Below are 25,692 nucleotides of genomic sequence, written 5' to 3'. Positions count from 1 at the left end.
ACTGTCATGACAACGCCGTGGCCGAGAGCTTTTTCCAGCTTCTGAAACGGGAACGGATCAAGCGGAAAATCTACACCTCGCGGCAAGATGCTCGTAGTGATGTGTTTGATTACATCGAGATGTTCTACAACGCAAAACGCCGCGATGGTTTCAACAATCAGCTGTCACCGGTAGAGTTTGAAAAGCGTTACGCAATGAGCTTGCAAGGTGTCTAGAGAATCCGGGGCGATTCACTTCTAGCAGAACGTCTCCACCATCATTGACACAAATTTTCATTGCTGGTGGCGACTGGCATTTCGGCCAATATAAGCCACAAAAACGGCTCTCAGTGAAATGTCATCCCTCATTCCAAACTTTTCGTTTCATTGAGGGTCATTTCTTTAGACTGCCGACGTGGCTTCACAACCTTGGACAGCTGACCAAAGCTAAGGACTGGGGATGACATTTCTCATTTTTCTTCTCGCTTGCGCTGCTGCCGCAAGCACCGGCATCCTGTTCAAACCGGGCCAGTGGTACGAATCTCTCGTTAAGCCCGGCTTTACTCCGCCCAATTGGGTGTTTCCCATCGCCTGGTCGACGATCTATCTGCTGCTCGCTTGGGCCGGGTACCGGTTAACACTGATACCTGGAAGTCAGGCGGTGCTAGCTTTATGGGCGGCACAGATTGCACTTAATACACTGTGGACTCCCGTGTTCTTCGGCGCGCACCGCCTCTTCGCCGCTATGGTGATCCTAACGCTGCTCTGGCTGGTGGTCGTAGCAATGATGGTGATGGCGCTGCAGCTTGACGTCATTACTGGCCTGATCCTCTTTCCTTACGTTGCCTGGCTGTGTGTAGCCGCCGCGTTGAATTTTTCCATCTGGCGCAATAACCACTGACGATTATTTCCGAATGGATGCAGAAGCGCCACCGCCTGCTGGCGAGCAAGCATTGGCGCAAATGCTCACCTTCAATTAAAAGCTCGTCTGTTTGCCGCGCTTTTGAATCCGCAATCGCATCACCTGTGTAAATCCACTCATCGAATTCGATGTTCGGCCTATGGCGAAACTCCTGTCACTTGCAATATACCGTCCAAAGCTGATCGACCCGTGTCGTAAAACTTTGACTCATCATCTCCCGGCGCATACCCCACTCTGGATCGGTCGGCACGCTGGCGAGCCGCATTGTCCCCCTGCCCCACCTGCCATTGATGGCATCCAAAACGCCCATCACTTTCTCGGTTGTCTCAGGCTGGGAGATCGAAAAGAGGTCTTCGGTGTACTCACCTTTTTGGCAAAGGTTGAGTAGGAGCACCTCGGCTTTGCTGTATTTGAAACCAGCTCGGAAGATCCTCTCCACCGCGTCCACCGCAGCTTTTGTCATCAACCGAACGTCGTCGGTTGGGTAAGGCAGTTCAACCAGTACACCATTGGCGTACTTCGCTTCCTCGGGATTGAACATGCCCGTGCGAATGCTGACCCTGAACTTCTTGCACAGCGACTGCTGAGCCCGGAGCTTCTCCGTGGCTCGCATCATGTATGTGGCGACCGCCTCTTTGATCAGTGCAATCTCAGTGAGACGCTTCCCGAACATCCTGCTGCAGCAAATTTCTTGCTTGGGTGGATCAGGTTCATCGAGCTCAAGGCACGGCGTGGCGGCCAACTCACGTGCCGTTTTCTCGATCACCACACTGAATTTTTTGCGCAACATCCAGGGATCAGTTTTGGAAAGATCCCAAGCTGTCTTGATGCCCATGCCTTCCAAGTGAAGAGTCATCTTCCGACCTACACCCCAGACGTCTGAGACAGAGCATTTCTTGAGCACCCAGTCGCGTTTTACCTGGTCACGTAGATCAACGACACCGCCACTCTGCGCCTGCCATTTTTTTGCCGCATGGTTGGCGAGTTTGCTCAGGGTTTTCGTACCTGCAATACCGACGCCGACAGGGATGCCTGTGCTGCGATAAACCTGCGCACGTATCCGTCGCCCGAGCGCTTCGAGATCTCCCGGTACACCCGCCAAATCTGCGAAGGCTTCATCGATGCTGTAGACCTCAACGGCGGGCACAAGAGACTCGATCACGCTCATGACGCGCTCGCTCATGTCGCCATACAACGGATAGTTCGACGAGAAGGCCACGATGCCGTGCTGCTTTAGTTTGTGTTTGATTTGGAAGTACGGCTCACCCATCTTCACAAAGGGTTTGGCGTCGTAGCTGCGGGCGATTACACACCCATCGTTATTGCTGAGCACTACGATGGGCGTGTTGCGAAGGTCTGGCCTGAAAACTCGCTCACAACTTGCGTAAAAGGAATTGCAGTCGATCAGGGCGAATGCTGGCTCAGGCTTTTTCATGGCTGCGCACGCTGTACAAAACAACGCCCCATACCAAAAGCTCTTCACCCTCCATCATGTAACGCGAAGGATATTTTGGATTCTCTGACTTGAGAACGATCTGGCCACACTCCTTGACCAATCGCTTGCAAACGGGCTCGCAATCCACCGCAGCAATGACGATATGTCCAGACTCCACTTCCATAGATCTGTCCACAATGGCTAGGTCACCCGGGAAAATACCGGCACCGATCATGCTATCGCCCTCTATGCGCACGAGGTACATGTGAGGAGCACGTAGATCCAAGAGCTCGTCTAGCGATACCTTCTGCTCGAGATGGTCTGCCGCAGGGGACGGAAAACCTGCTGGAACGCGGTAGGAATAAAACGGAAGCTGAACGCCGCTGCTAGATAGCGGGCCTAGGATGGTGACCATAATGCAATCGCCGAATACTGTATGTTCGTACAGTAAACCGCTGAACAGGGTTTGCGGTCAAACAAAGACTCATCACAGTCGACAGGGGGTACCACTGTGCGAGCGTGTGAGCCTCCTCGCTAAACCGCTGCTTTTCAAAGCTCAATCAAAAAATTAGGATCGAAACCGGTTGTTTGACCCGGGTAGCCACGAGGATTGGAAACGATTCGGCAACCCTGTTTAGCGAAGTCCGCTGCGACGTGGGTATGTCCGTATACCCAAAGATCGGCCTTACCCAATAGCTCCGGCCAATCATTCGCATAGGCTGCGACCAAGTGTTCAGGCAGGTCATCACCGACATGCTCCAAGGTTGGCGCGTGGTGCGTAACCACTACGGTTATGCCGTCGAATGGCTTATCCAGCTCTGCAGAAAGCCAGGCGTAGGCTACCTTGGATTTCGCAATCAGGTCATCAGGGCGAAGCCGCCGGTAACTCTCATCTGTTCTGATCACTGTGAAATCGTTCATCCACTCCCAGGCGATGCGTTTCGCCGCAACGACATCTCCAGTAGACGAGTAATCTGTCCATGCTGTAGTGACCAAAAAACGCGTTTGATCCAGGATCAGGACTTCATTTTCGAACACGTGGACATGTGAAATTGCTGCCTCTTTCATCTTCCGTAGCGTGTGATGAAGGTGTCCACCGTAGTACTCGTGGTTCCCGCACACGTAGATCACAGGGCATTGGAAAACTTCGTTCGCCCATTTCACGCCACGCGCTTTCAGATCGATGTCGCCGGCGAGTATGACCACGTCAGCATCGCTTGGTGCGGGATCGAATCGAGCGAATTCATTGTGCAGATCTGAATAAATTTGAAGCTTCATCGGAATTTCCACCCTAAGCAGTGCTTTGCACATTCTCCGTCGTCACAGTGCAAAAGCGGCCGTGATAGCGAAGCAATCGCCTCTTCGCGCTAGCGCCTAGCCTTTTCATATTTCAGTGCTTGGTGGGTCTGCCTGACCCCAAAGGCCGGGGGTTATCAACAATATCAATCGCCATCGTCAGCTCAAGCTGCATATGCGCAAAAACTGTATCGAGGTTCGGATGAGCTCCCGAATCGCGAAAGTCATCCACCAACTGCAGTAGTTCTCGACCCTGCGCGACTGGCATCTGAACATCGCAGTACACTGTGTCGTCATCATCAAGGGCCACAACCCATCCTCCACATATTTTCATAACCTATGATGAGCAACGACTCTGATATCAGATACGCATAGGTCGAATGAGTGCAAAATCAGCCATCCGAGCGCTCATACATCTGGATCGATCTCTTCTCTCACATCGAACGTATTGAATGCTCCGAGATAGATATTCGGCATGGCGTCCTTTATATGTACTGATCTGTGATTAGGTGATCATGTAAATTCGATAGCAAGGAGAATTCGTCGTCAGCGTCAGAGCCGTTTTTTTGGTATACCTCAATTACATATTCAAGGTCGAAATCTTTGAGTGCTCTGAATGGGCCGTCGCGGCTGAATGACCCAAATATGCCGGAAGATACGCACAGGGGCTCGCCTTTCTTAATAAACAGCCCCATTCAGACGCACCTCGAATTTAGGTCATTCATAACTCTCCCAACAGGTCTCAGCTTGTTCTGCAGGATGAACGGAGTGCAGGATCGTCCTCAAACCGTTTCTAAAAGTGCCTTAAAACTTTTCCGCCCGAATTCTTTTTTTAATGACGCGACTACATAACGAGAATTCAATGTAGTCAGCACCCAAAACCTTCCCTCTTTACGCGTAAATCGGATGTCAGACGTGCGAATCAGATGTCCGTCGTCGAAGCGTCCGTAGGGCCCCGGATTCTGGTGTCGAAAAACAATACCCATTGCAGTGTTAGAAATAATAACAACATCGCTAAGAAAAGCGGTTATGGGGGCTTCATACGCGTATTTATCCGCCTGAACAATGCGTCGAAGGTGGAAATCAGTGAGCCGTTTGAAGTAGAACTCAGGTTCGATTGAACTCGGCATTGTTCTGCTCTCGACTCAGTAGATTTTTCGAATATTGGTCAAGGACTCAGCGTTGAAAAATGGATCATGAACGTCGGCGTAGATAGAGCCACTTGCCACCTCCAAAAGACAGACAGAGATGTCGTTTTTATCATCGCCAATTGATACACGTGCTAGCTTTTCCATTTGCCACTCGCCAGTCTTATTCATCCACGGAGGAGTGACAACTTTCACATCCGTGATTACTAAATCAGCACTTTGCGCCTTAAGAATCTCGTGCAGTTTGCTTTCGTCATTCGGCATCACAACCAAAGAAATTAGTCGATCTTCGTCACGGACTTTTAGATCGACGTGATACCAGTGCGTTTGCAGAGAGCGAGAGATCATGTGCCAATGCGCGAGGCCTTCGCCAAACATGCCAGGTACGCCTGCCATATCGCTTTCGTAGGTTCTAAACATTTTTACTCCAGCTTCGAGCTATCGCAGGAGCGACCTAGAGTTTAAAAGAAAGAATTGTTTTAAGGCCGACTGATTTTTCATGCCCATTGCCGCACAGGACGTAAATGGTGTTTCGGGTTTCAAAGAGAAAACCGTCCTGAAAGGAAGTAGCGAAAGTGCTGCGCACCCAATCTCCGACGTCGAATCGTCGCTGACTGTCAAAAATAACGTTGTTCGCAAAAATCACCATAGGCAGTTGGCCTTCTGCATGGATTTTTTTTAGTTCGTCTTCAGTCACATCCACTCGAGCGATTATCCAGTCTTCGACAAGGCAATAGGGCTTGCTCGGGAAGCGAGCCTTCACCAGTTCTATGAGAGCTTCATCGCTCTCCTCAGACCCAATCCGTCGCTCACCTGAGCCATAAAGCAGTTCAACTGTTTCATTGTATTCATCTGTGCTCATCCTAGTGAATCTCCGTCAATACATCTGATATGTTCGCGTGTACCCCTGCCAGGGATGACCAACATCTAGCCCACCACGCCTTAACCTGAGCGGAAACGCCTCGTCCCAGCGACCCAAAGCCTCGACAGTTCCGATAATACCACTAAACGAGGTTTATCGGAACTGGCCGCGTATGGCTCTATCCTCGTTTTTTAGGACGGATCATGTCGCTCAAGAAAGAGGTTGCAGCCGCGATCAGGGCAATCCGCACTACGAGAGGATTGGATTACGGAGACCTAGCTGAGGTCAGCGTTAAAGCCAATATTGGGAAATTAGAACAAGGCAACAGCAGCATTACGCTGGAGAAGCTGATTGAGCTGTCCGAAGCGCTTCAGTTTGATCCTGTCGCCCTGCTTGCCATCTGCTTGGCCATACATAAAGACGAGCCCTATGCACTCACGCTTACCCGGGCACGGGATCAGCTGGACGCATTCCAGGCAGAAGGAGGGGTGGAACTTCTACGTAGCCAGTTTGTTGGCAAAGAATTGGTGAAACGCCCCAAAGGAAAGCCAGGGAACACTGAAGGGGCCGAGGCTGTTAAGGCCCTCAAGGCTGCAGGATTCAGTCAGGCTGAAGCTGCAGAGAAGCTGGGACTGGCGAAATCGACGGTGCATCGATACTGGAATTTGTAGCTGTCCTAGTAAACCTGAACATAGATAGCGATAACGTTACTGGATACTAGGGTAAGGGGTACCACAAGGCTTAGGATTGAGAGGTGGATCATGGATGTAGAATCAGGTTGACTCCCCATGGGTAAATTCAAGACTGGCTTCCATACCACCTAACGCAGCCATTGCGTTTTGGACGTGTCTGAAGAATATGATCAAAGTCAAAGCTGATCTGATCTGATCTGATCTGATCTGATCTGATCTGATCTGATCTTGGCACTAGAGCGTGACTGTCCAGAAAAATACAAATGGAAGCCTACAGCTAGCCCTTTGCCAATGAACCAACCAGCACTCCAGTGCCGGGCAAAAAAAAGGCTCCCGGGGTATGCCTTAGGTAGAGGTGAATCAGGAGTACCAAGGCAAGAGCACTCCCAATCAAAAGCAGGCTTTAACTGCTTTAAAGGCAGGATCAAGAGCATGTCAAAGACTAAGGTCTTTGACACCAAAGAGAGGGGTGTCTAGAAAACGCCCAAACCGTAAGGCGCGTACACCTCGCCGCTCACCACATCGAGGCCGATGCACGTTCCCGCAATCAGATACCGGTCGATGCCGTCCTTCGCCGACTTCAGCTTCGGGTACGGCCTGCCGAACCGCCGCTCGTACCAGCGATGGACCCGTGCCTGGTTCTTGATTTCGATGTTCACGTCAAGGTCGTGAAAGAGCGCTCGCGCCGCCAGGATGACTTCGTTTTCGGCGTCCCACGATTCGTCTTCATCAAAGTAGAACACGTCGTAATCCTTGATGCCCCACGCGGCAGGCCGGCCGGACTGATGGTTCCAGACCGCCTGAAACAGGCAGCCTGCGGTCAGCATGCACTGGTTCATCCCGAGCGCAGGCAGGCGCCGGGCAATCTCGGCGTTGGCCGGGTTGGTCATGGCCATTTCGATTAGTGTTTCGGTGGTCAATGTCATGTGGGCTCCGTGCACAGTCTCAACTCCTTGCCGGAAGACGATACATCAAGAAGCACGGGCGGGCATTCATCCCGCCCCGCCATCGGCGAAGTCAGAGATTGCAGTGACGATCCTCTCAAAGGTATTATTGAGAACGATTCACACTAACATCTGGAAAGCCAACCGGTGCAACCTCCTCAGACCAGCAAGCTGGGCTTCTTTTTCAGCGACCATCATCGTTGGCTGCTGCAGCATATCCAGCGGCGCCTGCGCAATCACGCGGACGCTGAGGACACCGCCGCCGATACGTTTTGCCAGATGCTGACAGCCCGCGTAGACCCCGACAGCATCGAACAACCGCGCGCGTACCTGTCGACCATTGCCCGACGATTGATCTTTGATCGTCATCGCCGGCGCAAGCTGGAACTGGCCTACCTCGAACGCCTGTCCACGTTGCCTGAATCGTTCGCCCCCTCCCCTGAAGAACAGTTGCAGCTGATAGAGGCCCTGGTCGCTATCGACCGGGCACTCGATGGCTTGCCAATGGTCGTCAAAGCCACGTTCCTCTACAGCCAACTGGACGGTCTGAGCTACGTGGCGATTGCTCACAAGCTGGGGCTTTCGGAGCGCACGGTCAGCCGTTACATGAAACAGGCATTGCGTCAGTGCTATCTGAGCGAGTTGACGCCATGAGCAAGCCGCGCCTTGATCCGGTCAGCGAGCAGGCCATTGACTGGATGGTGAGCCTTCGTGCCGGCAAACCCGATGCCGCACTGCAAGAACGGTTCAACACATGGCTGGCGATGGACCCCGCCCATGCCCGGGCCTGGGCCACCTTGCAGGAACGTCTCGGGGCTTCCTTCAACACGATTCGTGCCCTGGATCGGCGTTTGCCCGGTCAGGCCGGCGAAGCGCGGCAACTGCTGCTGCAGCCCCACGGCTCACGCCGCGATGCGCTCCGCGTGATCGCGGGCCTGGGCCTGCTGGGTGGCGGCGCGTGGCTCGGCATTCGCAGCCCGCTGGGTGACTCGCTGCTGGCGGATCTGCACACCGGGCGCGGCCAGCGTCAGGATTTCACGCTGGCCGACGGCAGCCGCCTGAGCCTCAACGCGAACAGCGCGGCGGACCTGCGTTTCGATGACAAGCAAAGGCTGGTGATTCTGCGCCACGGCGAACTGGTGATTCAGGTCGCAGCCGACCCCCAGCGTCCGCTACGGGTGCGCACCGCCCAGGGTGAAATACGTGCACTGGGCACCCGTTTCCTGGTGGCTCAGGAACACGACGCGACTCGCGTGGTGGTGTTGCAGCATTCCGTCGAAGCCCGTCTGCTCGACGGCACGACGCTTGACCTGCAGGAAGGTCAGTCGGCCTTGCTGTATGCAGGAACAATTGCACCAGTGGCCGGAGATCAACGTCATCGCGCCGATTGGCTCAGCGGACGACTGAACGTGCTGGACGATCCCCTGGAACACGTCGTCGATGCGCTACGCCCTTACAGCCGGGGCTTTGTCCGCGTGGCTCCCGAGGTTCGCGACTTGCGAGTCCAGGGCGTATTCCCGTTAAACGATCCGGATCGGGTGTTCACGGCACTGGCGGAAACCCTGCCGATTCGTGTGGATCGCTACAGCCCATGGCTGACGCTGATCCGTGCGAAATAGCCCCACCGATAAAATTTTTTTGGAAATAACTCTCATTCGTGTCCGGTTTTCAATTCTCGTCCCACCTATCTCCTGACACTTCCACATTTTCAGGAGAACGCTGTGTTCAACCCGTGGCCCCATGCCCTTTCCGCCGCTGTCGCCCTGGCAACTCTGGCGAGCCCTGCCCTGTCGCAGGCCCAAGACCTGACGTTCAACCTGCCGGCCGGCCCACTCGCCAGCACGTTGAATGCCATCGCCAGCCAGAGCGGCCACATCGTTTCATTGGAGCCTTCGCTGGTGCGGGGCAAACAAGCGCCGGCGGTGGTCGGCCAGATGCCCGCGGAACAGGCAATGCAGAAGGCATTGGCGGGCAGCGGCCTGCAATTGCAAGTGACCGGGCAAGGTAACTTCAGCGTCGAGCCTGCTGCGGACAACAGCGCAGCATTGCAACTGGGCGTGACCAACATCGTCGAACACAGCACCGACGCCACCACCGAAGGCTCAGGCTCCTACGCCGCGCGGGCGGTGACCATCGGCAAGGGCACCCACACCCTCAAGGAAATTCCGCAGTCGGTCACGGTGATGACCCGCAAGCAAATGGACGATCAGGATATCGTCGATCTCAAGGACGCGGCCAACAAGACCACCGGTCTGGTCGGTGCCCAAGGCGTCGGCAGAGGCATGATTCTCAGTTCACGCGGTTTCCAGATCGATGACTGGCAATACGACGGCGTGCCGATCCCGCGCAACACTTACGCGCTGGGCAACTGGGCCACGCAGGACCTGATCTTCTTTGATCGCATGGAAGTGCTGCGGGGCGCGTCCGGTTTGCTGCAAGGCACCGGCAGCCCCGGCGGCGCCGTCAACCTGGTGCGCAAACGCGGCCAGAACGCACCGACCGTGACCCTCACCGGCAAGGCCGGCTCCTGGGATCACTACGGTCTGCAGCTGGACGCCGGCGGGCCGCTGAACCAGGCTGGAACCGTGCGTGGACGCTTGGTGGCCGACCAGGACGACAGCCATTCGTTCGTCGATTCCGAATGGTACAAGACCACTTCGCTGTACGGCGCGCTGGACTTCGATCTGACTGAAGCCACCACTCTGGGCCTGGCGGTCAGCCAGTCCGACGGCGAATCACGCTCCAATGTCCGCGGCTTCCCGCGCTACGCCGACGGCAAACCCGTCGACCTGCCGCGCAAGACTTACACCGGGGCGAAGTGGAACCATTCGGATATCGATGTCACCACGCTCTACACCGACCTGGAACACCGATTCAACGACGATTGGGCCTTCAAGGTCGGCGCCGTGCGCATGACTGAAACCAACAAGGCGAAGAACACAAGGGTGCAATCCAGCGGCACCGGCATTAATGCCGATGGCAGCGGCGTGCAATACGCTGACTTCGTGACGGATATGGATTCCACCAAAGTCGCTCTGGACATGAACCTCAACGGCAAGTTCGAAGCCTTGTCCATGCAGCAGGAAATCATGGTGGGCGGCAACTACTCCAAGTACACCTCGGATGACAAATTCGCTCGGACCTTCAATAACAGTACCGACACTATCTTCGACATTAATCACGACCGTCCCGAAATCAGCTACGACGGTTTGCTCAATAGCCCCGGAGGTCGGGGGACGCCGAGCAAATATGACATCCGCCAAAAGGGTCTGTACGGCAGCTGGCGGGTCAAGCCGATCGATCCGCTGACCTTGGTGCTCGGCTCTCGGGTCAGCTGGTACGACTACAGCTACAAATCCTGGGGTCAGAACGCGACCAGCATCACCGCCGATCCTGAAAGCACCAGTAACGAAAACGGCGAAGTCACCCCCTTCGCGGGCATCGTCTATGACCTGAGCCACGAATGGGCGGTCTATGCCAGCTACACCGACGTGTTCACACCGCAAACCGAACGCGATACCGGCGGCTCGGTGGTTAAACCGATTATCGGTACTAACTACGAAGTGGGTCTCAAGGGCGAGTTGATGGAGGGTCGGGTCAATACGTCCCTGGCCTTGTTCCGTTACGACCAGGAAAACCGGGCCACTCTCGATACGGACGGTGGGCAAATCTGCGACGGTTGGTACTGCTCGAAGGCATCCGGCAAAGTGCGCAGCCAGGGTCTCGACGCCGAAATCAGCGGCGAAGTGCTGGACGGTCTGCAACTGTTTGCGGGGTACACCTACAACACCACCAAGTACCTCAAGGACCCGGACAACGAAGGCAAAGTCTTCAGCTGGTGGACGCCGAAACACATGCTGCGCGTCTGGGGCAACTACCAGTTCAGCGGCGACTGGAACCGTGTCAGCACTGGCCTGGGCTTCGTTGCTCAAACCCACACGATTGGTTACGACCACAGCGTCAACGTACCGGGTTACACCGTGTGGAATGCCCGTGTCGGTTACCAGCTCACGCCGGAAATCGAGCTGGCGATGAACGCCAACAACCTGTTTGACAAGACCTACTTCACGGCGGCCTACAACCAGATCAATGGCAACAACAACTACGGTGATCCACGCAACGTGATGTTCAGCGTGAAATACACGCCGGAGTTCTGACAGCGCAGATCGTTTGATCAACGCCCTCCCCGTTCGCAAGCGCAGGGAGGGCGGTTACCGCCTCCTCACGCTTGGCTCCGACTCGCTTTGAAAGCCTCACGCCGCGTTTGTCGTTCTGCGGCATAGGCTTCGCTCTGCTCACTGATCAGCTCATCCCGACGCAACAACTCACCGCAATGATCGCAAAGTGGTCCTAAACCTGCGGGCTCGCCACAGGTTTTATGGGTGTACACCACCGCCAGGCCTTCCTCCGGCGACTTGCACCAGGTTTCCCCCCAAGCGCGCAACGCCAGCACTACGGAGTAAAAGGCCTGCCCTTTTTCGGTCAGGTGGTATTCGTAGCGTGGCGGGCGTTCATTGTAGAGACGGCGTTCGACCAGGCCGTCAGCCTCCAGACTCTTCAAGCGCGCAGCGATCATTTGCGGGGTGCCGCCGGTCTGCGCCTGGATCTCGTCGTACCGATGACTCCCCATAATCAACTCACGCAGTACCAGCACGGTCCAGCGGTCGCCCACGATCGCCTCGGCCCGGGAAATCGGGCACAGAGTGGTGGGAACACTGGTATTTATTGACATACGGACTTGCCTCTTACGCAATTACTATGATTATCATACTAACAAGATGCCCAGGCAAGTCCCCGGCACCGGTCACTCAACTTTTCGTGGAGAACATCGTCATGTCGAACGCCCTTTATCCGCTCAACAGGACCGCCTATCTGCTGGTCGATCCGTACAACGATTTCCTCTCGGAAAACGGCAAGGTCTTCCCCTTGATCAAACCGATCGCCGAGCAAGTCGGCTTGCTCGACAACTTGCGCACGCTCGATCGCACGGTTCGCGCCCTCGACATTCCGGTCGTCATCGTACCGCACCATCGCTGGGAACACGGCGACTACGAAGGCTGGGACCATCCAACACCGACCCAGTGCAAGATCATGCACATGCACCACTTTGCACGCGGGGAATGGGGCGGTGAATGGCATCCGGATTTCGCGCCGAAGGACGGTGACATCGTCGTTCAGGAGCATTGGGGTTCGAGCGGTTTCGCCAACACCGACCTGGATTTTCGCCTCAAGCAAAAAGGCATCACCCACGTGATCATCGTGGGTCTGCTGGCCAACACCTGCATCGAAGCGACTGCCCGCTACGCGTCGGAACTGGGTTACCACGTCACCTTGGTGCGTGACGCGACTGCCGCCTTCCGCCCGGAAATGATGCACGCCGCCCACGAGCTGAACGGGCCCACATTTGCCCATTCGATTGTGACCACGGACGAACTCGTAGCCACCCTCGCAGGGCAGGAATGACCGATGAAAAAACTGACAGGAAACCTGATCATCGGTACGCACGATGTCGCGGCTACGGAAGGAACGATGAAGGCGCTCAACCCTGCGACCAACACGTTGATCGAACCGGATTTTGCCCTCGGCGGCGTCGCGCAAGTCCACCAGGCGGCGACGCTCGCTGACGAGGCGTTCGACAGCTACAGCCATACGTCGCTGGCACGGCGCGCGGCGTTTCTGGAGAGCATTGCCGACAATCTCGAAGCCGTCCGCACTGATTTAGCGGCACGGGCCGCACTTGAGACGGGCTTGCCGCAAGCGCAACTGGAAGGCGAGGCAACAAGGGCCGCCACACAGTTTCGTCAATTCGCCGAGGTCGTGCGCAAAGGCCGCTTCCTGCAACTGGCCATCGACCCGGCACAACCGGATCGCCAACCTCGCCCGCGCATGGACCATCGCCTGCAGAAAATGGCCATCGGCCCGGTGGCCATTTTCGGTGCGAGCAACTTTCCGATCGCCTATTCGGTGGCCGGTGGCGACACCGCTTCGGCACTGGCTGCCGGCGCGACCGTCATCCTCAAAGCGCACAACGCCCATCCCGGCGCTTCGGAAATCCAGGCACGGGCCATCCAAAAGGCGGTGCAGGACCACGGGTTGCACGAGGGGGTTTTCTCGATGGTGCGCGGCAGCAGCAACACCATCGGCGAAGCGCTGGTCGATCATCCATTGATAAAAGCCGTGACGTTTACCGGCTCGGAACAGGGCGGCATGGCGCTGTATCGGCGTGCACAGCTGCGGCCCGATCCGATTCCGGTGTTCACCGAAATGACCAGCATCAATCCCACGTTCATCCTGCCCGCGGCACTCGCCGAGCGCGGCGCGCAGATCGGTGACGGCTTTATCGAGCGCATGCTGGTCAATGTCGGGCAAGCCTGCCTCCGGCCCGCGTTGCTGATCGCGATCAAAGGCGCCGGTCTCGAAGCACTGCGCGCGGCCATGGTGCAGCGCGTCAGCGAGGCCGCAGCCCGCACGATGCTGACGCCGGGGATCCATGCGTCTTACCTGAATGGTCTGGCCGCGATGGAAAACGCCGGTGCGCAGCGCATCGCCGAAGGCACCGCCGCCAGCGCGGACGTTGACGGCCAATCGGCGCTGCTGGAGGTCACCGGCCAACGCTTCCTCAAGGAAGCCACACTGTCTCAGGAAGTCTTCGGTCCATCGGCGCTGCTGGTGACCGTCGAGGACGAGGCTGAACTGCTCGCCATTGCCCGCTCGCTCCAGGGCCAACTCAGCGCCGCCCTGCACCTGGAGACAACTGACTTGCCACTGGCCCAACGCTTGCTGCCGGTGCTGGAGCGCAGAACCGGACGCATCGTCGTCAACGCCTTCGCCCATCCGCAGGAAGTGACCCACGCCACTGTTCACGGAGGACCGTTTCCGGCGACCTCGGACAGTCGCTTCACTTCGGTGGGCATGACCTCAATCGAACGCTTCTTGCGCCCGGTGGCTTACCAGGGTTTTCCGGATGCGTTGTTGCCTGAGGCATTGCGTGATTTCAACCCGTTGCAGCTGCCTCGCCTGGTGGACGGGCAATAGTTGCCATCCCGTCCGGTAATCAGGGATCGACCTGAGCCATCAGCTCGACGACCGTTTCCGGACGATTGGCGTAGCGCTGCGCCAACACGGCGCAGACCATCAGTTGAATCTGGTGGAACAGCATCAACGGCAGGATCAACACGCCAATGGTGCTGCCGGCGAACAACACCTGAGCCATCGGCACGCCGGTGGCCAGGCTCTTTTTCGAACCGCAGAACAGGATGGTGATGCGGTCTTCCTGATTGAAGCCGAACGCCTTGCCCAGCACGGTGGACGCCAACAAGACCAGCGCCAGCAAAACGCAGCAAGCGACCACCAGCCCGGCCAGTTCCCAGAGCGGTATCTGATGCCAGATGCCTTCGATCACCGCCTCGCTGAACGCGCCGTAGACCACTAACAGGATCGAGCCCTGATCAACGAACTTCAGCCAACTTTTGTTACGCGCGACCCAAGCGCCGATCCAGCGTCGGGCGATCTGCCCGGCAATGAACGGCAGCAACAGTTGCACGCTGATTTTCACAATTGCATCGAGCGTCGAGCCGCCATCACCGTGCACGTCCAGCAGTAACGTCACCAGCAACGGCGTGAGGAAAATCCCGAACAGGCTGGAGGCCGCCGCACTGCAAATCGCCGCCGGGATATTCCCGCGCGCCAGGGAGGTGAACGCAATGGCCGACTGCACCGTTGCGGGCAACGCGCAGAGGTAAAGCATTCCCATGTACAGGTCGGCGCCGATCATCGGCGACAGCAAGGGTTTGAGCGCCAGTCCGAGCAAGGGGAACAGGACAAACGTCAGGCCGAACACCAACAAATGCAGGCGCCAGTGGCCGGCCCCGGCGATGATCGACTCGCGGGACAGCTTGGCGCCATGCAGAAAAAACAACAGGGCAATGGCGAGGTTGGTCAACCAGCCAAAACCGACCGCGACCTGGCCGCTGGCGGGTAGCAGGCTGGCGAGAACGACCACGCCGATCAGCGTCAGGGTGAAGTTGTCGGGCAAAAAACGGGGGCGGGTCATCGGTGGCATCCGGCGGTGGCGAGGAACAGTGCCTCGACTCTAACGCGCCAGCGAATTGCCGACTAACGCTAACAAGCCAGTAGATGTCGCCAAAGGGACATAACCGCGCTTCAGGCATTCGAGCTGTCGAACAGCATCGCGCGTTTGATTTCGCAAGCTTTGAAATACCAGGAACGCACTTTCCGGGGCGTTCCTTTGCATCGACCAGTACCGATCCGGGTTCACCGGACTCGTACATGAACTCGTTACCCCCTCTGGCGTCGGTTCAATCATCCTCATGCAACTTGATGCCCCTGGCATGCAGCAGATGCGGGACCAGCAGCACCAGCAACGTCAACGCCAGAAACGCAGCGGAAATCGGTTGCGTCAGAAACACCGTCCAGTCGCCCTCGCTGATCGACAAAGCGTTACGCAGTTGTTTTTCCGCCATCGGCCCCAGCAGCATGCCCACGATTACCGGGGCGACGGGGAAGTCGAATCGCCGCATCAACACCCCGCCCCACCCGATCGCCAGCATCAGCAACAGGTCGAAAGATGAGTGACGCATGCCGTACACGCCGATGGTGGCGAACACCAGGATCCCGGCGTTCAGGTACGGCCGCGGGATTTGCAACAGCTTCACCCAGAGCCCCACTAACGGCAGGTTCAGCACCAGCAGGATGACGTTGCCAATGTACAGCGAGGCCACCAGGGTCCAGACCAGTTCACCCGAGGTTTCAAACAGCATCGGCCCCGGTTGCAGGTTGTAGTTCTGGAACGCCGCCAGCAGGATGGCTGCCGTGGCCGACGTCGGGATACCGAGGGTCAGTAACGGCACCAACGAACCGGTGGCACTCGCGTTGTTCGCCGCTTCAGGGCCGGCGACGCCCTCGATGGCGCCCTCGCCTTTGCTGGCGGCAAATTCTTTCGGGTATTTGCTCAGCTTGCGCTCGGTGGAATAGGACAGGAATGTCGGGATCTCCGCGCCACCGGCCGGAATCGAGCCGAAGGGAAAACCGATCAGCGTCCCTCGCAGCCACGCCGGAACCGAGCGCTTCCAATCGGCGCGCGTCATCCACAACGAGGTCATGCGGTGTCGGCCAGTAGCCTCTTCCTTCTGATACAGCAGGCTGTACAACGCCTCGCCCACCGCAAACAACCCGACCGCCACCAGCACGACTTCGATGCCATCGACCAATTCCGGCACGCCCAAGGTGTAGCGAGCGATACCCGAGGTCGAGTCCAGCCCGATCAAACCGACGGTCAAGCCAATCCCCAGGGATGCAAAGCCACGCAACATGGACGCCCCGAGCACCGCCGACACCGTTGTGAACGACAGCACCAGAATTGCGAAATACTCCGCAGGCCCAAAATTCAGTGCCAGTTTCGCCACAATGGGCGCAAACAAGGTCAGCAGAACCGTGGCGATAGTTCCCGCCACAAAAGAGCCGATGGCCGCCGTGGCCAGGGCCGGTCCTGCCCGGCCATTGCGGGCCATGAGGTTGCCTTCCAGGGCCGTGACCATGGAAGACGATTCCCCCGGGGTATTGAGCAAAATGGACGTCGTCGAACCGCCAAATTGAGCGCCGTAGTAGATGCCGGCGAACATGATCAGCGCGCCGGTGGGATCGACCTTCGCAGTAATGGGCAGCAACAGCGCCACGGTCAGCGCCGGCCCGATGCCCGGCAAGACGCCGATGGCGGTGCCGAGCAGGCAGCCAATGAACCCCCACATCAGATTGATTGGCGTCAGGGCCGAGGAAAAACCCATTGCCAGGCTTGCGAGAATATCCACCCTGTTGATCTCCTGCGGCCCGAATCAGATCCAGGCGTTGACAAGCGGCGGAAGGGAAACCCCCAGCCCGGCATTGAACAGCCAGTAAATCGGTAGCGTCAGGGCAATGCCGATGGCGAGATCGCGCAGCGGATGGCGACTGCCGAAGCCCCGCGCCGAACAGGCAAACAACAGCGCGGCCGCCAGGACGAAGCCGATCAGATTGATCAGCACGGCCACCCCCAACAGCCCCCCCGTCACCCACGCCACACCGGCCTTGCCGCCGGGCAAAGCCTTGGCGGACTCGTCTTCGTGGTCCGCCAGTTCGCGAAACCCGCCGGTGACGGCCTGATAGCTCAGTACCACGCCCACGCCTGCGAGGAATACCGCCACGGCATAGGGATAGACGTACGCGCCAAGGATGACGAACCCCATTTCTTCGGGGAACAGAAAGGCGCCGTAGGCCAGCATGGCGCTGATGGCGATCACACCGACGCCTATCGCCAGTTGCACCGGCACGATTGCGCGCGATTGACTCATGGTTTGACCAGCCCTACCTCGACCAGCATCGCCCGCAGCCGCACATGCTCCGCGTCGACGAATTTGCCAAAGTCGTCACCGGTCAGGATGTTGGGTGACCATTTGTTGGTTTCGATATTGTCTTTCCAGACTTTGCTGTTGGCGGCGGCGACAACGGCGTCGGTCACTTCCTTGCGTTGCTCGGGCGTGAGGTTCGCGGCACCGTAAACACCCCGCCAATTGCCGATGATCACCTCATACCCGCTTTCTTTAAGCGTCGGCGCATCGATGCCTGCAACGCGCTCCGGTGCACCGATGGCGAGCACACGGAACTGACCATTCCTGATGTACTGGCCCAGTTCGGCGTAACCGCCGGTGATGACTTTGATCTGCCCCCCCAATGCCTGGGCAACCACTTCACCCCCGCCCGCGAAGGCCACGTAATTGACCTTGTTGACCGGAATACCCATCTTCGCGGCCAATTCGGCAATGCCAATGTGATCGATCGACCCCTTGGAGCCACCGCCCCAGGAAATACTGGTCGGTTTATCTTTAAAGACTTTCAGCAAGTCCTCCAGGGTTTTGAATTCGGACTCCTTGCGCACTGCAATCACGTTGTACTCGGTAAAGAGGCGGGCAATCGGCGTCACATCTTTCAAGGTAATCTGCGGATTGTTTTGCTCAATGCCAGCGACCATGATCGCGCCGACCACCAGCAGCGCATTCGGGTCGCCTTTAGTGCTGTTGGCAAACTGCGCCAGCCCCAGCGTGCCCCCCGCGCCCCCTTTGTTTTCGAAGGTGGCGGATTTGGCGGTGTTGGCTTCAATCAAGGCTTTGCCCAGAACACGGGCGGTCTGGTCATAACCACCGCCCACCGAACCGGGGGCCATGAACTTGACCGTATCCAGGGCAAAGGCAGGCATTGCGAGCACAGCGGTACTGAAGACAACCGCGAGGCAAAGGGTGGACCGACGTAACAATGCAAACATGCGTTTTCTCCCGAGACTTTTGTTTTTATGGGGCGCCGGTTGAACGTCGATCAGGGCGAATACCCCAATCAATGAACATCCATCTCGGGATAAGCGTAGGCCATGGTTAGAATGGCGGCATACAACAGTGAATCACTTCATTTCAGGAAGACGCGTATATGGACGAACCCCGTGCCGATAGCCGCAGCAGCCCATGGTCGGTGTTTATCATTTTCCTGCGCCTCGGGCTGACCTCGTTTGGCGGCCCGATCGCGCACCTGGGCTATTTCCGTGAGGAGTTCGTCACACGGCGTCGCTGGTTGTCGGAGCGCAGCTATGCGGATTTGGTGGCGCTGTGCCAATTCCTGCCGGGGCCGGTCAGCAGCCAGGTCGGCATGGCGCTGGGCCTGTCTCGGGCGGGATATCGCGGAGCGCTCGCGGCGTGGGCCGGTTTTACGCTGCCTTCGGCCGTCGCCCTGATCCTGTTTGCACTGGGCATTTCCCGCTACGGCACGGCGTTGGCGCCTGGCGCGCTGCACGGGCTCAAAGTGGTGGCCGTCGCGGTGGTTGCGCAAGCCGTGTGGGGCATGGCACGAAACCTGTGCACGGACGGGCTGCGCGTCACCCTCATGATGATTTCAGCCTGCATTGTCCTGCTTGAACCGTCCGCCTGGACACAGGTCGGCGTGATGGTCGCCGCTGGCGTCGCCGGCCTGTTGTTGTTCAAACCCGCGCAGCGTGACGGGCACGATCCTCTGCCCATCCCCCTCAGCCGACGCGCCGGGGCGATCTGGTTGTCGCTGTTTGTGGCCCTGCTGATCGGCCTGCCGATCTTGAATCAACTCCTGCCGAGTCAAACTCTGGCGCTGGTGGATGCCTTCTACCGGACCGGCTCACTGGTGTTCGGTGGCGGCCACGTCGTGCTGCCGCTGCTACAAGCCGAGGTGGTGCCTTCGGGTTGGGTTGGCAACGAAGCGTTTCTCGCCGGGTATGGCGCCACGCAGGCCGTACCGGGTCCGCTGTTCACGTTCGCCGCATTTCTGGGTGCGTCCATGAGCCTTGCGCCGTCGGGCTGGCTCGGCGGCTTGATCTGCCTGCTGGCGATCTTCACGCCGTCGTTTCTGTTGATCCTCGGCGCTCTGCCGTTTTGGGAACGATTGCGTCGCAGCGTACGTGCGCAGGCCGCACTGATCGGGGTGAATGCTGCGGTGGTCGGTTTGTTGTTGGCTGCGCTGTATCAACCGGTCTGGACGAGTGCGATTTTCAAAGTGCAAGACTTCGGCCTGGCGCTGGTCGCCCTTGTTGCGTTGATGTTCTGGAAGCTTCCGCCGTGGCTGGTGGTGCTCGGCTGCGCGATTGCGGGATGGCTGTTGAGCGCCATTGACTAGGATTGATCAGCGGGTACAACCCCTTCCCTGACTGGCACACGTCAAGGAAGGGGCAATCACCCTCAGGTATTGGTTTTCAGCTTGGTCCAAAGACGCGTGCTCAACCGCGCAATCGCCGCCGGCAGTTCCGGGGCGGTGTTTACGCGTTGAATCTGCAATCTTCAGCCGCCGCACATCCGGCCTGTGCGCTGGTTCTGCAATGGTTTGCACAGCAGGCCAAAAAGGAAGGCGATGAGCTGATTGGGCCCTAGGTGCCCCTGCCCACCCCTTCTGTCGCACTGTAAAACGCCACCCCGGCCTCGCGCACCAGGGTTCTCCATTCCGCACTGCTGATCAGCCCTTTGCGCTCCATCTCCTCGGCCGCCTTGAGCAACTCTTGGTACTGCTCCTCCACATCCATGCGAATCTCGGGTTGTGCGAGGAGTTTGTACCAGGCCGCCAGTGCATCCTGTCTCGGATCATCGGTCATGGTCTAACTTCCAGGGATTGTCTTCGCTTGGAAGTGTGTGAGTGGGTGACCGTTCCGGGCTCCCGACATACGGCAGACCCTGCATTACAAACTTGTCATCGAGTTGTCAGCGTAGCCAGCACCCTCGCTTCCTAAAGTGGCGTCGTCAGTCACCCACACCGGGTGACGCCTCCCACTGAAGATGACAAGGGTCGATATCATGAAACCATTAAGCAAACTCTGCCTGATCGCCGCCAGCCTGTTGATGCTTGGCACCGGTTCCGCCATGGCCAGCGACATCGCGCCGGTCAAGGCCGACAACGTCGTACTGGTGCACGGTTCCTGGGCCGACGGCTCGAGTTGGGCGGATGTGATCTCGCGGTTGCAGGCCGCCGGACTGCACGTCACTGCGGTGCAAAACCCGTTGACCTCGGTTGCCGACGACGTCGCCGCGACCCAGCGCGTACTCAATCAGCAAGACGGCCCGACGGTGCTGGTCGGCCACTCTTATGCCGGCACCGTGGTCAGTGAAGCCGGGGTCAATCCAAAGGTCAGCTCGCTGGTATACGTCGCCGCCCGCGCACCGGACGCCGAGGAAGACTTTGTGGCGCTGTCGGGCAAATACCCGACCATGCCCGTGCGCGTCGGCACCGAAGAACACGACGGTTTCGTCAGCCTGAAGCAGGACGCCTTCCTCAAGTACTTCGCCAGCGACGTGCCCCACGACAAGGCGATGCAACTGTTCGCCGTGCAACAACCGATCGCCAAAACCCTGTTCACTGATCGCACCACCGCAGCCGCCTGGCACAGCAAACCATCGTGGTACGCGGTCTCCAGCCTCGACCAGACCATCAATCCGGACCTCGAACGCTTCCTCGCCAAGCGCATGGGCGCGACCACCATCGAGCTGCCGTCGAGCCACTTGTCGCTGGTCTCCCACTCCAAAGAGATCGCCGACCTGATCCTCGAAGCCTCCGGCCGTCAGCCATAAAACCGAGACCGTTTCATTACAACTTTGTCATTGAACTGTTGGTCGGCTGTCCGGATCGCCTGGTTAACCTGAACTCACTGCCAGGTACCGCCGGCAGCCTCCAAACCCTGAATAGAGAGCCTCATCATGAAAATGTTTATCCTCGGTTTCGCCGCCCTCCTCGCCACCGGCTCGGCGTTTGCCGATACGCAAACAACCACGGCGCCGGTGATCCACGACAAGACCGGTTTTTTCGTGCACATGGACGTCGACAAGGTCCTGTCCAGCACCGACATTTCGCAGCAGTGCGGTCTGATTCCGGCGCGGCTCGACTACCTGGACCACCAGGGTCGCGAGCATGTGCTGGATTACCAGGTCGACGGCACTGGCTGCACCAATGATCATTGATCCGGCTACACTGGCGCCAATTGGCTGAGGCAGACTTTCATGAACATCCTCGTAGTCGAAGACGAACCCAAGGCAGGCAACTACCTGCTCAACGGCCTGCAGGAACTCGGTTACTCCGTCAGCCTGGCGCGGGACGGCGTCGACGGCTTGCACCTTGCCCTGGAGCACGACTTCGACGTCATCGTGCTCGACGTGATGATGCCGAAAATGGATGGCTGGGAAGTCCTGCGCCGCTTGCGCAAGGAAGCCGACACGCCAGTGCTGTTTCTCACCGCCCGGGATGACATCGCCGATCGCATCAAGGGCCTGGAACTGGGCGCCGACGATTACCTGATCAAGCCTTTTTCCTTCGCCGAACTGGTGGCGCGCCTGCGCACCCTGACCCGCCGTGGTCCCACCCGCGAAGAAGAACAGTTGCAGGTGGACGACTTGCAGATTGACGTGCTCAAGCGCCGCATCACCCGCGCCGGCGTGAGGATCACCCTGACCAACAAGGAGTTCGCCCTGCTGCATTTGTTTGCCACGCATCAGGGCCAGGTCCTGTCGCGCTCGATGATCGCGTCACGGGTCTGGGACATGAATTTCGACAGTGACACCAACGTCGTCGACGTCGCCGTGCGCCGCTTGCGCCTGAAAATCGATGACCCGTTCCAGCTCAAGCTGATACACAGCGTGCGCGGCATCGGCTACCGTTTCGATACCCAGCCATGAGCCGCCTTCGCCATTCCCTGACGCTGCGCCTGGCGCTGGTGTTTGCCTTGCTCGCATTTGTCTCGTTGACCCTGTTGGGCGTGGCGCTGTACCGCGACCTGGAGCACGAGTTGATCCGCCGCGACGACGCTGCGCTGGTAAACCGCATCGATCAATTGCGCACCTTCCTCAATGACAGCAATACGCTGGAGCTGATCAGGACCAAACCCGCGCTGTTCCAGAACATGCTGGGCAATCGCGAAGCGCTGTTGACCATCGGCGCGCCCGGGCAAAAGCCGCTGCTGGAGGTCAACCCCGGCAACCTCGCCTTGCCATCGCTGGCACCGGTGCCGATGGATCATCCGTTGAGTCTGGCCGATGTGCAGCACTATCCCGGCGTGGAAGGCATTCCCTTCGCGGCCGTCGCGGCGACCATCGAATCCGATGACATGGGCAGCTTGCAGGTGGTCACCGGGCGCCTGATGACCGAGCGCACCGCCGTGCTCGCCCGCTACCGGCTCAATGTGTACCTCTTCGCCAGCGTGGCAGCGATTCTGCTGGCGCTGTCCGGTTATCTGCTGGTGCATCGCGGCCTGCTGCCCGTGCGCCGCCTGGCCCGGCACGCCCACGGTATCGGCGTCGGCAACCTCACCGAGCGCCTTGATGGCCAAGGCGCGCCACGGGAACTGCTGCCGATGATCGAGGCGTTGAACGCGATGCTCGACCGGCTGGGCAAGGGTTTCGTGCAACTGGGTCAGGTGTCGACCGACATGGCCCATGAACTGCGCACGCCGATCAACAACCTGCTCGGCGAAACCCAGGTCGCGTTGCAGCAGAACCGCAGCGTCGAAGCCTATCAGCAACTGCTCGCCTCTAATGTCGAAGAACTTGAGCGTCTGGCGCGCATGCTCGACAACATGCTGTTTCTGGCCCGTACCGATCCGGCCAGTGCACTGAGTCAACGCCAGGAACTGGACGCGGGCGATGAAATGGAACGCATGGCCGACTATTTTGAAGGGCTGGCGGCGGACGTCGGGATCAACATCGACGCTCAGGGCAGCGGCGTGATCTGGGCCGAGCCGATGCTGCTGCGCCGTGCGCTGGCCAACCTTTGCGCCAACGCCATCAAATATGGGGCGCCGCAGTCCGAGCTGGTCATCCGCGCCACACCTGCGGCGGACGGCATTCGATTGATCGTGCGCAACCAGGGCCCGACCATTCCTGCGGAGCACTTGCCCCGGCTGTTTGAGCGCTTTTACCGGGTCGACGAATCCCGCGAGCGTTCGGCTCATTCCAATGGTTTGGGGTTGTCGATTGTGGCGACAATCATGCAGTTGCATCACGGGGGGTACAGCGTCAGCAGCCGTGAGGGGGTTACATGTTTTGAGCTGTTTTTTCCGGGGCGGCGCGTGGGTGAGTGACGCTGGCTGGTTACATATCCGTTTCTGCGGTAACGGCGGCTATTGGTTCCGCCCTTACGGCGGGTGACTTGGAAGAGCGCCGATGGAGGTCGTCACAGAGTGACGGACAGCCTCAGGGCGTGGGGGCGATGCCGGCCGGCCTGGCTCTTTGATCGTGCGCATTACCCTGTGGGAGCTGGCTTGCCAGCGATGGTCGTCAACGATGATGCGTGCTGCCTGGGATGAACGCGGTGTCTGGGCGTCCATCGCTGGCAAGCCAGCTCCCACAGGGGATTGTTGGTGGACATGACATTCGTGTTCACCACCGATGCTCCTACCCGGTCAATAACCCATAGGCCCCGTCGCAAACTTCGCCAGCCCTATAAGCCGATCTAAAATCCCTCCCTCTGAAATGGCAAAAAACACCACCCCCCTTGAGCACTTTCGACATATCCCAACCCCACCGCCGCCCCTAGACTCTTGCCCCCAATAACAGCGCCAAACGCGCACCAGACTGAACCCGGGAAACCCTCATGAACCCATCCGACATTTTCGTTATCAGCGCACTCCGTTCCGCCATCGGCAGCTTCGGCGGATCACTCAAAGATGTGCCGCCCATCCAACTGGCGACTGACGTCTGCCGCGCCGCCATCGAGCGCTCCGGCCTGGCACCTGAGCACATCGGCCATGCGGTGATGGGTCATGTGATCCCGACCGAAGCGCGTGACGCCTATATTTCCCGGGCGGTGGCGATGAATGCCGGGCTGCCGAAAGAGACGCCCGCCTTCAACGTCAATCGTCTCTGCGGCTCCGGTCTGCAAGCGATTGTCAGTGCCGCGCAAAGCCTGATGCTGGGTGATGCAGGCGCGGCGCTGGCCGGTGGCGTCGAGTCCATGAGCCGTGGCGCGTATCTGTTGCCACAAGCGCGCTGGGGCGCACGCATGGGCGACATGCAGGCCATCGACTACATGCTCGGCGTGCTGCAAGACCCGTTTGCCGGTTTCCACATGGGCATCACCGCAGAAAACATCGCCGAGCGCTACGGCATCACCCGCCAGGCCCAGGATGAACTGGCCATGCTCAGCCAGCAGCGCGCCGCGCGGGCCATCGCCGAAGGTCGCTTCGACGGTCAGATCGTGCCGATCGAAGTGGCATCGCGCAAAGGCACCGTGACCTTTGCGACCGACGAACACGTGCGCGCCGAAGTCAATGCCGAGCAATTGGCCAAGATGAAACCGGCCTTCAAAAAAGACGGCAGCGTCACCGCCGGCAATGCCTCGGGCCTGAATGACGGCGCCGGTGCGCTGATCATGGCCACGGGAGAGATGGTGCGCGCTCAAGGCCTCAAGCCGATGGCCCGACTGGTCGGCTACGCCCACGCCGGGGTCGAGCCGGAATTGATGGGACTGGGTCCGATTCCCGCCACCCGTCTGGTGCTCAAAAAAGCCGGCCTGACCGTCGCCGACCTGGACGTCATCGAATCGAACGAAGCCTTCGCCGCGCAAGCCTGTGCCGTGGCGCAGGAACTGGGCTTCGACCCGGAGAAGGTCAACCCTAACGGTTCGGGCATCTCGCTGGGCCACCCGGTGGGCGCCACCGGCGCGATTATCGCGACCAAGGCCATCCACGAACTGCACCGCGTCCAGGGCCGTTATGCCCTGGCGACCATGTGCATCGGCGGCGGCCAGGGCATCGCCGTGTTGTTCGAACGCGTCTGACACATGCAGCCTGCCCCCGCTCGGTGGGGGCAGGCGACCAAACTATTCCTCACAGGTTTACCTGATGACCTAACCTCATAGGCTGAATGACTAACAACAG

Annotated in this window: 27 protein-coding genes and 1 pseudogene; 14 read left to right on the top strand and 14 right to left on the bottom strand. The window is 58.6% G+C overall.

The features are described 5' to 3' along the window. The coding region (locus Q7W83_RS10025) for an IS3 family transposase (protein ID WP_473655953.1) at positions 1–215 on the top strand (215 nt) is incomplete at its 5' end. Between the two features lie 223 nt (positions 216–438). Beyond that, entirely contained in the window at positions 439–879 is a 441-nt protein-coding gene (gene tspO, locus Q7W83_RS10020; protein ID WP_348132994.1) for a tryptophan-rich sensory protein TspO, read from the top strand. Between the two features lie 175 nt (positions 880–1,054). Here the strand turns inward: tspO and umuC are convergent, their stop codons facing one another. The 7 genes from umuC to Q7W83_RS09985 form a co-directional block, all read right to left on the bottom strand. Next, positions 1,055–2,335, bottom strand: coding sequence for a translesion error-prone DNA polymerase V subunit UmuC (gene umuC / locus Q7W83_RS10015; protein WP_473655952.1), 1,281 nt, complete (start codon positions 2,333–2,335; stop codon positions 1,055–1,057). Further along, positions 2,322–2,750: a LexA family protein gene (locus Q7W83_RS10010; RefSeq protein ID WP_473655951.1), complete on the bottom strand. Its 429-nt coding sequence runs from the start codon at positions 2,748–2,750 to the stop codon at positions 2,322–2,324. The genes umuC and Q7W83_RS10010 overlap by 14 nt, the downstream gene beginning before the upstream one ends. Before the next feature lie 134 nt (positions 2,751–2,884). Next, the gene (locus Q7W83_RS10005) at positions 2,885–3,613 is read right to left on the bottom strand and encodes a metallophosphoesterase family protein (protein WP_473655950.1); all 729 of its coding nucleotides are present in this window, start codon (positions 3,611–3,613) and stop codon (positions 2,885–2,887) included. 112 nt (positions 3,614–3,725) lie between these two features. Then, complete coding sequence (locus Q7W83_RS10000) at positions 3,726–3,941, bottom strand: hypothetical protein (protein WP_473655949.1); 216 nt, start codon at positions 3,939–3,941, stop codon at positions 3,726–3,728. A 472-nt stretch (positions 3,942–4,413) separates the two neighbouring features. After that, positions 4,414–4,761 (bottom strand): hypothetical protein, encoded by a 348-nt coding sequence (locus tag Q7W83_RS09995; protein ID WP_473655948.1) that lies wholly within the window; start codon positions 4,759–4,761, stop codon positions 4,414–4,416. Between the two features lie 15 nt (positions 4,762–4,776). Continuing rightward, complete coding sequence (locus Q7W83_RS09990; protein ID WP_473655947.1) at positions 4,777–5,199, bottom strand: hypothetical protein; 423 nt, start codon at positions 5,197–5,199, stop codon at positions 4,777–4,779. Positions 5,200–5,233: 34 nt separating this feature from the next. Beyond that, positions 5,234–5,641 carry a DUF6957 family protein gene (locus tag Q7W83_RS09985; protein WP_473655946.1) on the bottom strand — a complete coding sequence of 136 codons (408 nt, stop codon included), beginning with the start codon at positions 5,639–5,641 and terminating at the stop codon, positions 5,234–5,236. 203 nt (positions 5,642–5,844) lie between these two features. Here Q7W83_RS09985 and Q7W83_RS09980 point away from each other — a divergent pair, with 203 nt between their 5' ends. Further along, positions 5,845–6,312 (top strand): helix-turn-helix domain-containing protein, encoded by a 468-nt coding sequence (locus Q7W83_RS09980; RefSeq protein ID WP_473655945.1) that lies wholly within the window; start codon positions 5,845–5,847, stop codon positions 6,310–6,312. 506 nt (positions 6,313–6,818) lie between these two features. On the opposite strand, the pseudogene Q7W83_RS09975 reads toward Q7W83_RS09980, so the two are convergent. Beyond that, positions 6,819–7,259 (bottom strand): annotated as a pseudogene (locus tag Q7W83_RS09975) (nucleotidyltransferase family protein); the annotation flags it as partial. 165 nt (positions 7,260–7,424) lie between these two features. Here Q7W83_RS09975 and Q7W83_RS09970 point away from each other — a divergent pair. The 3 genes from Q7W83_RS09970 (at position 7,425) to Q7W83_RS09960 (ending at position 11,434) form a co-directional block, all read left to right on the top strand. After that, the gene (locus Q7W83_RS09970) at positions 7,425–7,931 is read left to right on the top strand and encodes a sigma-70 family RNA polymerase sigma factor (protein WP_150638539.1); all 507 of its coding nucleotides are present in this window, start codon (positions 7,425–7,427) and stop codon (positions 7,929–7,931) included. Then, entirely contained in the window at positions 7,928–8,896 is a 969-nt protein-coding gene (locus Q7W83_RS09965; RefSeq protein ID WP_150632056.1) for a FecR domain-containing protein, read from the top strand. Before Q7W83_RS09970 ends, Q7W83_RS09965 begins: the two co-directional genes overlap by 4 nt. 102 nt (positions 8,897–8,998) lie before the next feature. Continuing rightward, complete coding sequence (locus Q7W83_RS09960; protein ID WP_473655944.1) at positions 8,999–11,434, top strand: TonB-dependent siderophore receptor; 2,436 nt, start codon at positions 8,999–9,001, stop codon at positions 11,432–11,434. A 65-nt stretch (positions 11,435–11,499) separates the two neighbouring features. Here Q7W83_RS09960 and Q7W83_RS09955 read toward each other — a convergent pair whose 3' ends face one another. Continuing rightward, on the bottom strand, positions 11,500–12,009 hold the full coding sequence (locus Q7W83_RS09955) for a winged helix-turn-helix transcriptional regulator (protein WP_473655943.1): 510 nt from the start codon (positions 12,007–12,009) through the stop codon (positions 11,500–11,502). 101 nt (positions 12,010–12,110) lie between these two features. Between Q7W83_RS09955 and Q7W83_RS09950 the strand changes: the two genes are divergently transcribed. Both Q7W83_RS09950 and Q7W83_RS09945 read left to right on the top strand, forming a co-directional pair. Continuing rightward, entirely contained in the window at positions 12,111–12,740 is a 630-nt protein-coding gene (locus tag Q7W83_RS09950; RefSeq protein ID WP_150638543.1) for a cysteine hydrolase family protein, read from the top strand. A gap of 3 nt (positions 12,741–12,743) precedes the next feature. Next, complete coding sequence (locus tag Q7W83_RS09945; protein WP_473655942.1) at positions 12,744–14,312, top strand: aldehyde dehydrogenase (NADP(+)); 1,569 nt, start codon at positions 12,744–12,746, stop codon at positions 14,310–14,312. A gap of 19 nt (positions 14,313–14,331) precedes the next feature. On the opposite strand, the gene Q7W83_RS09940 is transcribed toward Q7W83_RS09945, so the two are convergent. From Q7W83_RS09940 to Q7W83_RS09925, 4 genes are all read right to left on the bottom strand, one after another. Further along, a complete protein-coding gene (locus Q7W83_RS09940; protein ID WP_150638547.1) occupies positions 14,332–15,330 on the bottom strand; it encodes a bile acid:sodium symporter family protein in 999 nt (332 codons plus the stop codon). Between the two features lie 265 nt (positions 15,331–15,595). Further along, entirely contained in the window at positions 15,596–17,104 is a 1,509-nt protein-coding gene (locus tag Q7W83_RS09935) for a tripartite tricarboxylate transporter permease (protein ID WP_150632050.1), read from the bottom strand. A 24-nt stretch (positions 17,105–17,128) separates the two neighbouring features. Next, entirely contained in the window at positions 17,129–17,623 is a 495-nt protein-coding gene (locus Q7W83_RS09930) for a tripartite tricarboxylate transporter TctB family protein (protein WP_150632049.1), read from the bottom strand. Beyond that, positions 17,620–18,591, bottom strand: coding sequence for a Bug family tripartite tricarboxylate transporter substrate binding protein (locus tag Q7W83_RS09925; RefSeq protein ID WP_458377606.1), 972 nt, complete (start codon positions 18,589–18,591; stop codon positions 17,620–17,622). Before Q7W83_RS09925 ends, Q7W83_RS09930 begins: the two co-directional genes overlap by 4 nt. A 158-nt stretch (positions 18,592–18,749) precedes the next feature. Here Q7W83_RS09925 and chrA point away from each other — a divergent pair, with 158 nt between their 5' ends. Further along, positions 18,750–19,958, top strand: a complete 1,209-nt coding sequence (gene chrA, locus Q7W83_RS09920; RefSeq protein ID WP_473655941.1) for a chromate efflux transporter — start codon at positions 18,750–18,752, stop codon at positions 19,956–19,958. Positions 19,959–20,205: 247 nt separating this feature from the next. Here chrA and Q7W83_RS09915 read toward each other — a convergent pair whose 3' ends face one another. Further along, complete coding sequence (locus Q7W83_RS09915; RefSeq protein ID WP_150632046.1) at positions 20,206–20,427, bottom strand: hypothetical protein; 222 nt, start codon at positions 20,425–20,427, stop codon at positions 20,206–20,208. 199 nt (positions 20,428–20,626) lie between these two features. On the opposite strand from Q7W83_RS09915, the gene Q7W83_RS09910 reads away from it, so the two are divergent. From Q7W83_RS09910 to Q7W83_RS09890, 5 genes are all read left to right on the top strand, one after another. After that, complete coding sequence (locus Q7W83_RS09910) at positions 20,627–21,397, top strand: alpha/beta hydrolase (protein WP_473655940.1); 771 nt, start codon at positions 20,627–20,629, stop codon at positions 21,395–21,397. 126 nt (positions 21,398–21,523) lie between these two features. Continuing rightward, on the top strand, positions 21,524–21,784 hold the full coding sequence (locus Q7W83_RS09905; RefSeq protein WP_150632044.1) for a DUF2790 domain-containing protein: 261 nt from the start codon (positions 21,524–21,526) through the stop codon (positions 21,782–21,784). Positions 21,785–21,823: 39 nt separating this feature from the next. Next, positions 21,824–22,495, top strand: coding sequence for a heavy metal response regulator transcription factor (locus Q7W83_RS09900; RefSeq protein ID WP_149418845.1), 672 nt, complete (start codon positions 21,824–21,826; stop codon positions 22,493–22,495). Then, positions 22,492–23,895, top strand: a complete 1,404-nt coding sequence (locus Q7W83_RS09895; RefSeq protein ID WP_473655939.1) for a heavy metal sensor histidine kinase — start codon at positions 22,492–22,494, stop codon at positions 23,893–23,895. Before Q7W83_RS09900 ends, Q7W83_RS09895 begins: the two co-directional genes overlap by 4 nt. 512 nt (positions 23,896–24,407) lie before the next feature. Further along, entirely contained in the window at positions 24,408–25,592 is a 1,185-nt protein-coding gene (locus Q7W83_RS09890; RefSeq protein WP_473655938.1) for an acetyl-CoA C-acyltransferase family protein, read from the top strand. The last annotated feature ends 100 nt before the right edge of the window (positions 25,593–25,692 follow it).

It is taken from the genome of Pseudomonas sp. 300, assembly GCF_055803035.1.
The sequence above is the reverse complement of the archived record's forward strand: the minus strand, read 5'-3'. Positions and strand labels throughout refer to the sequence as shown.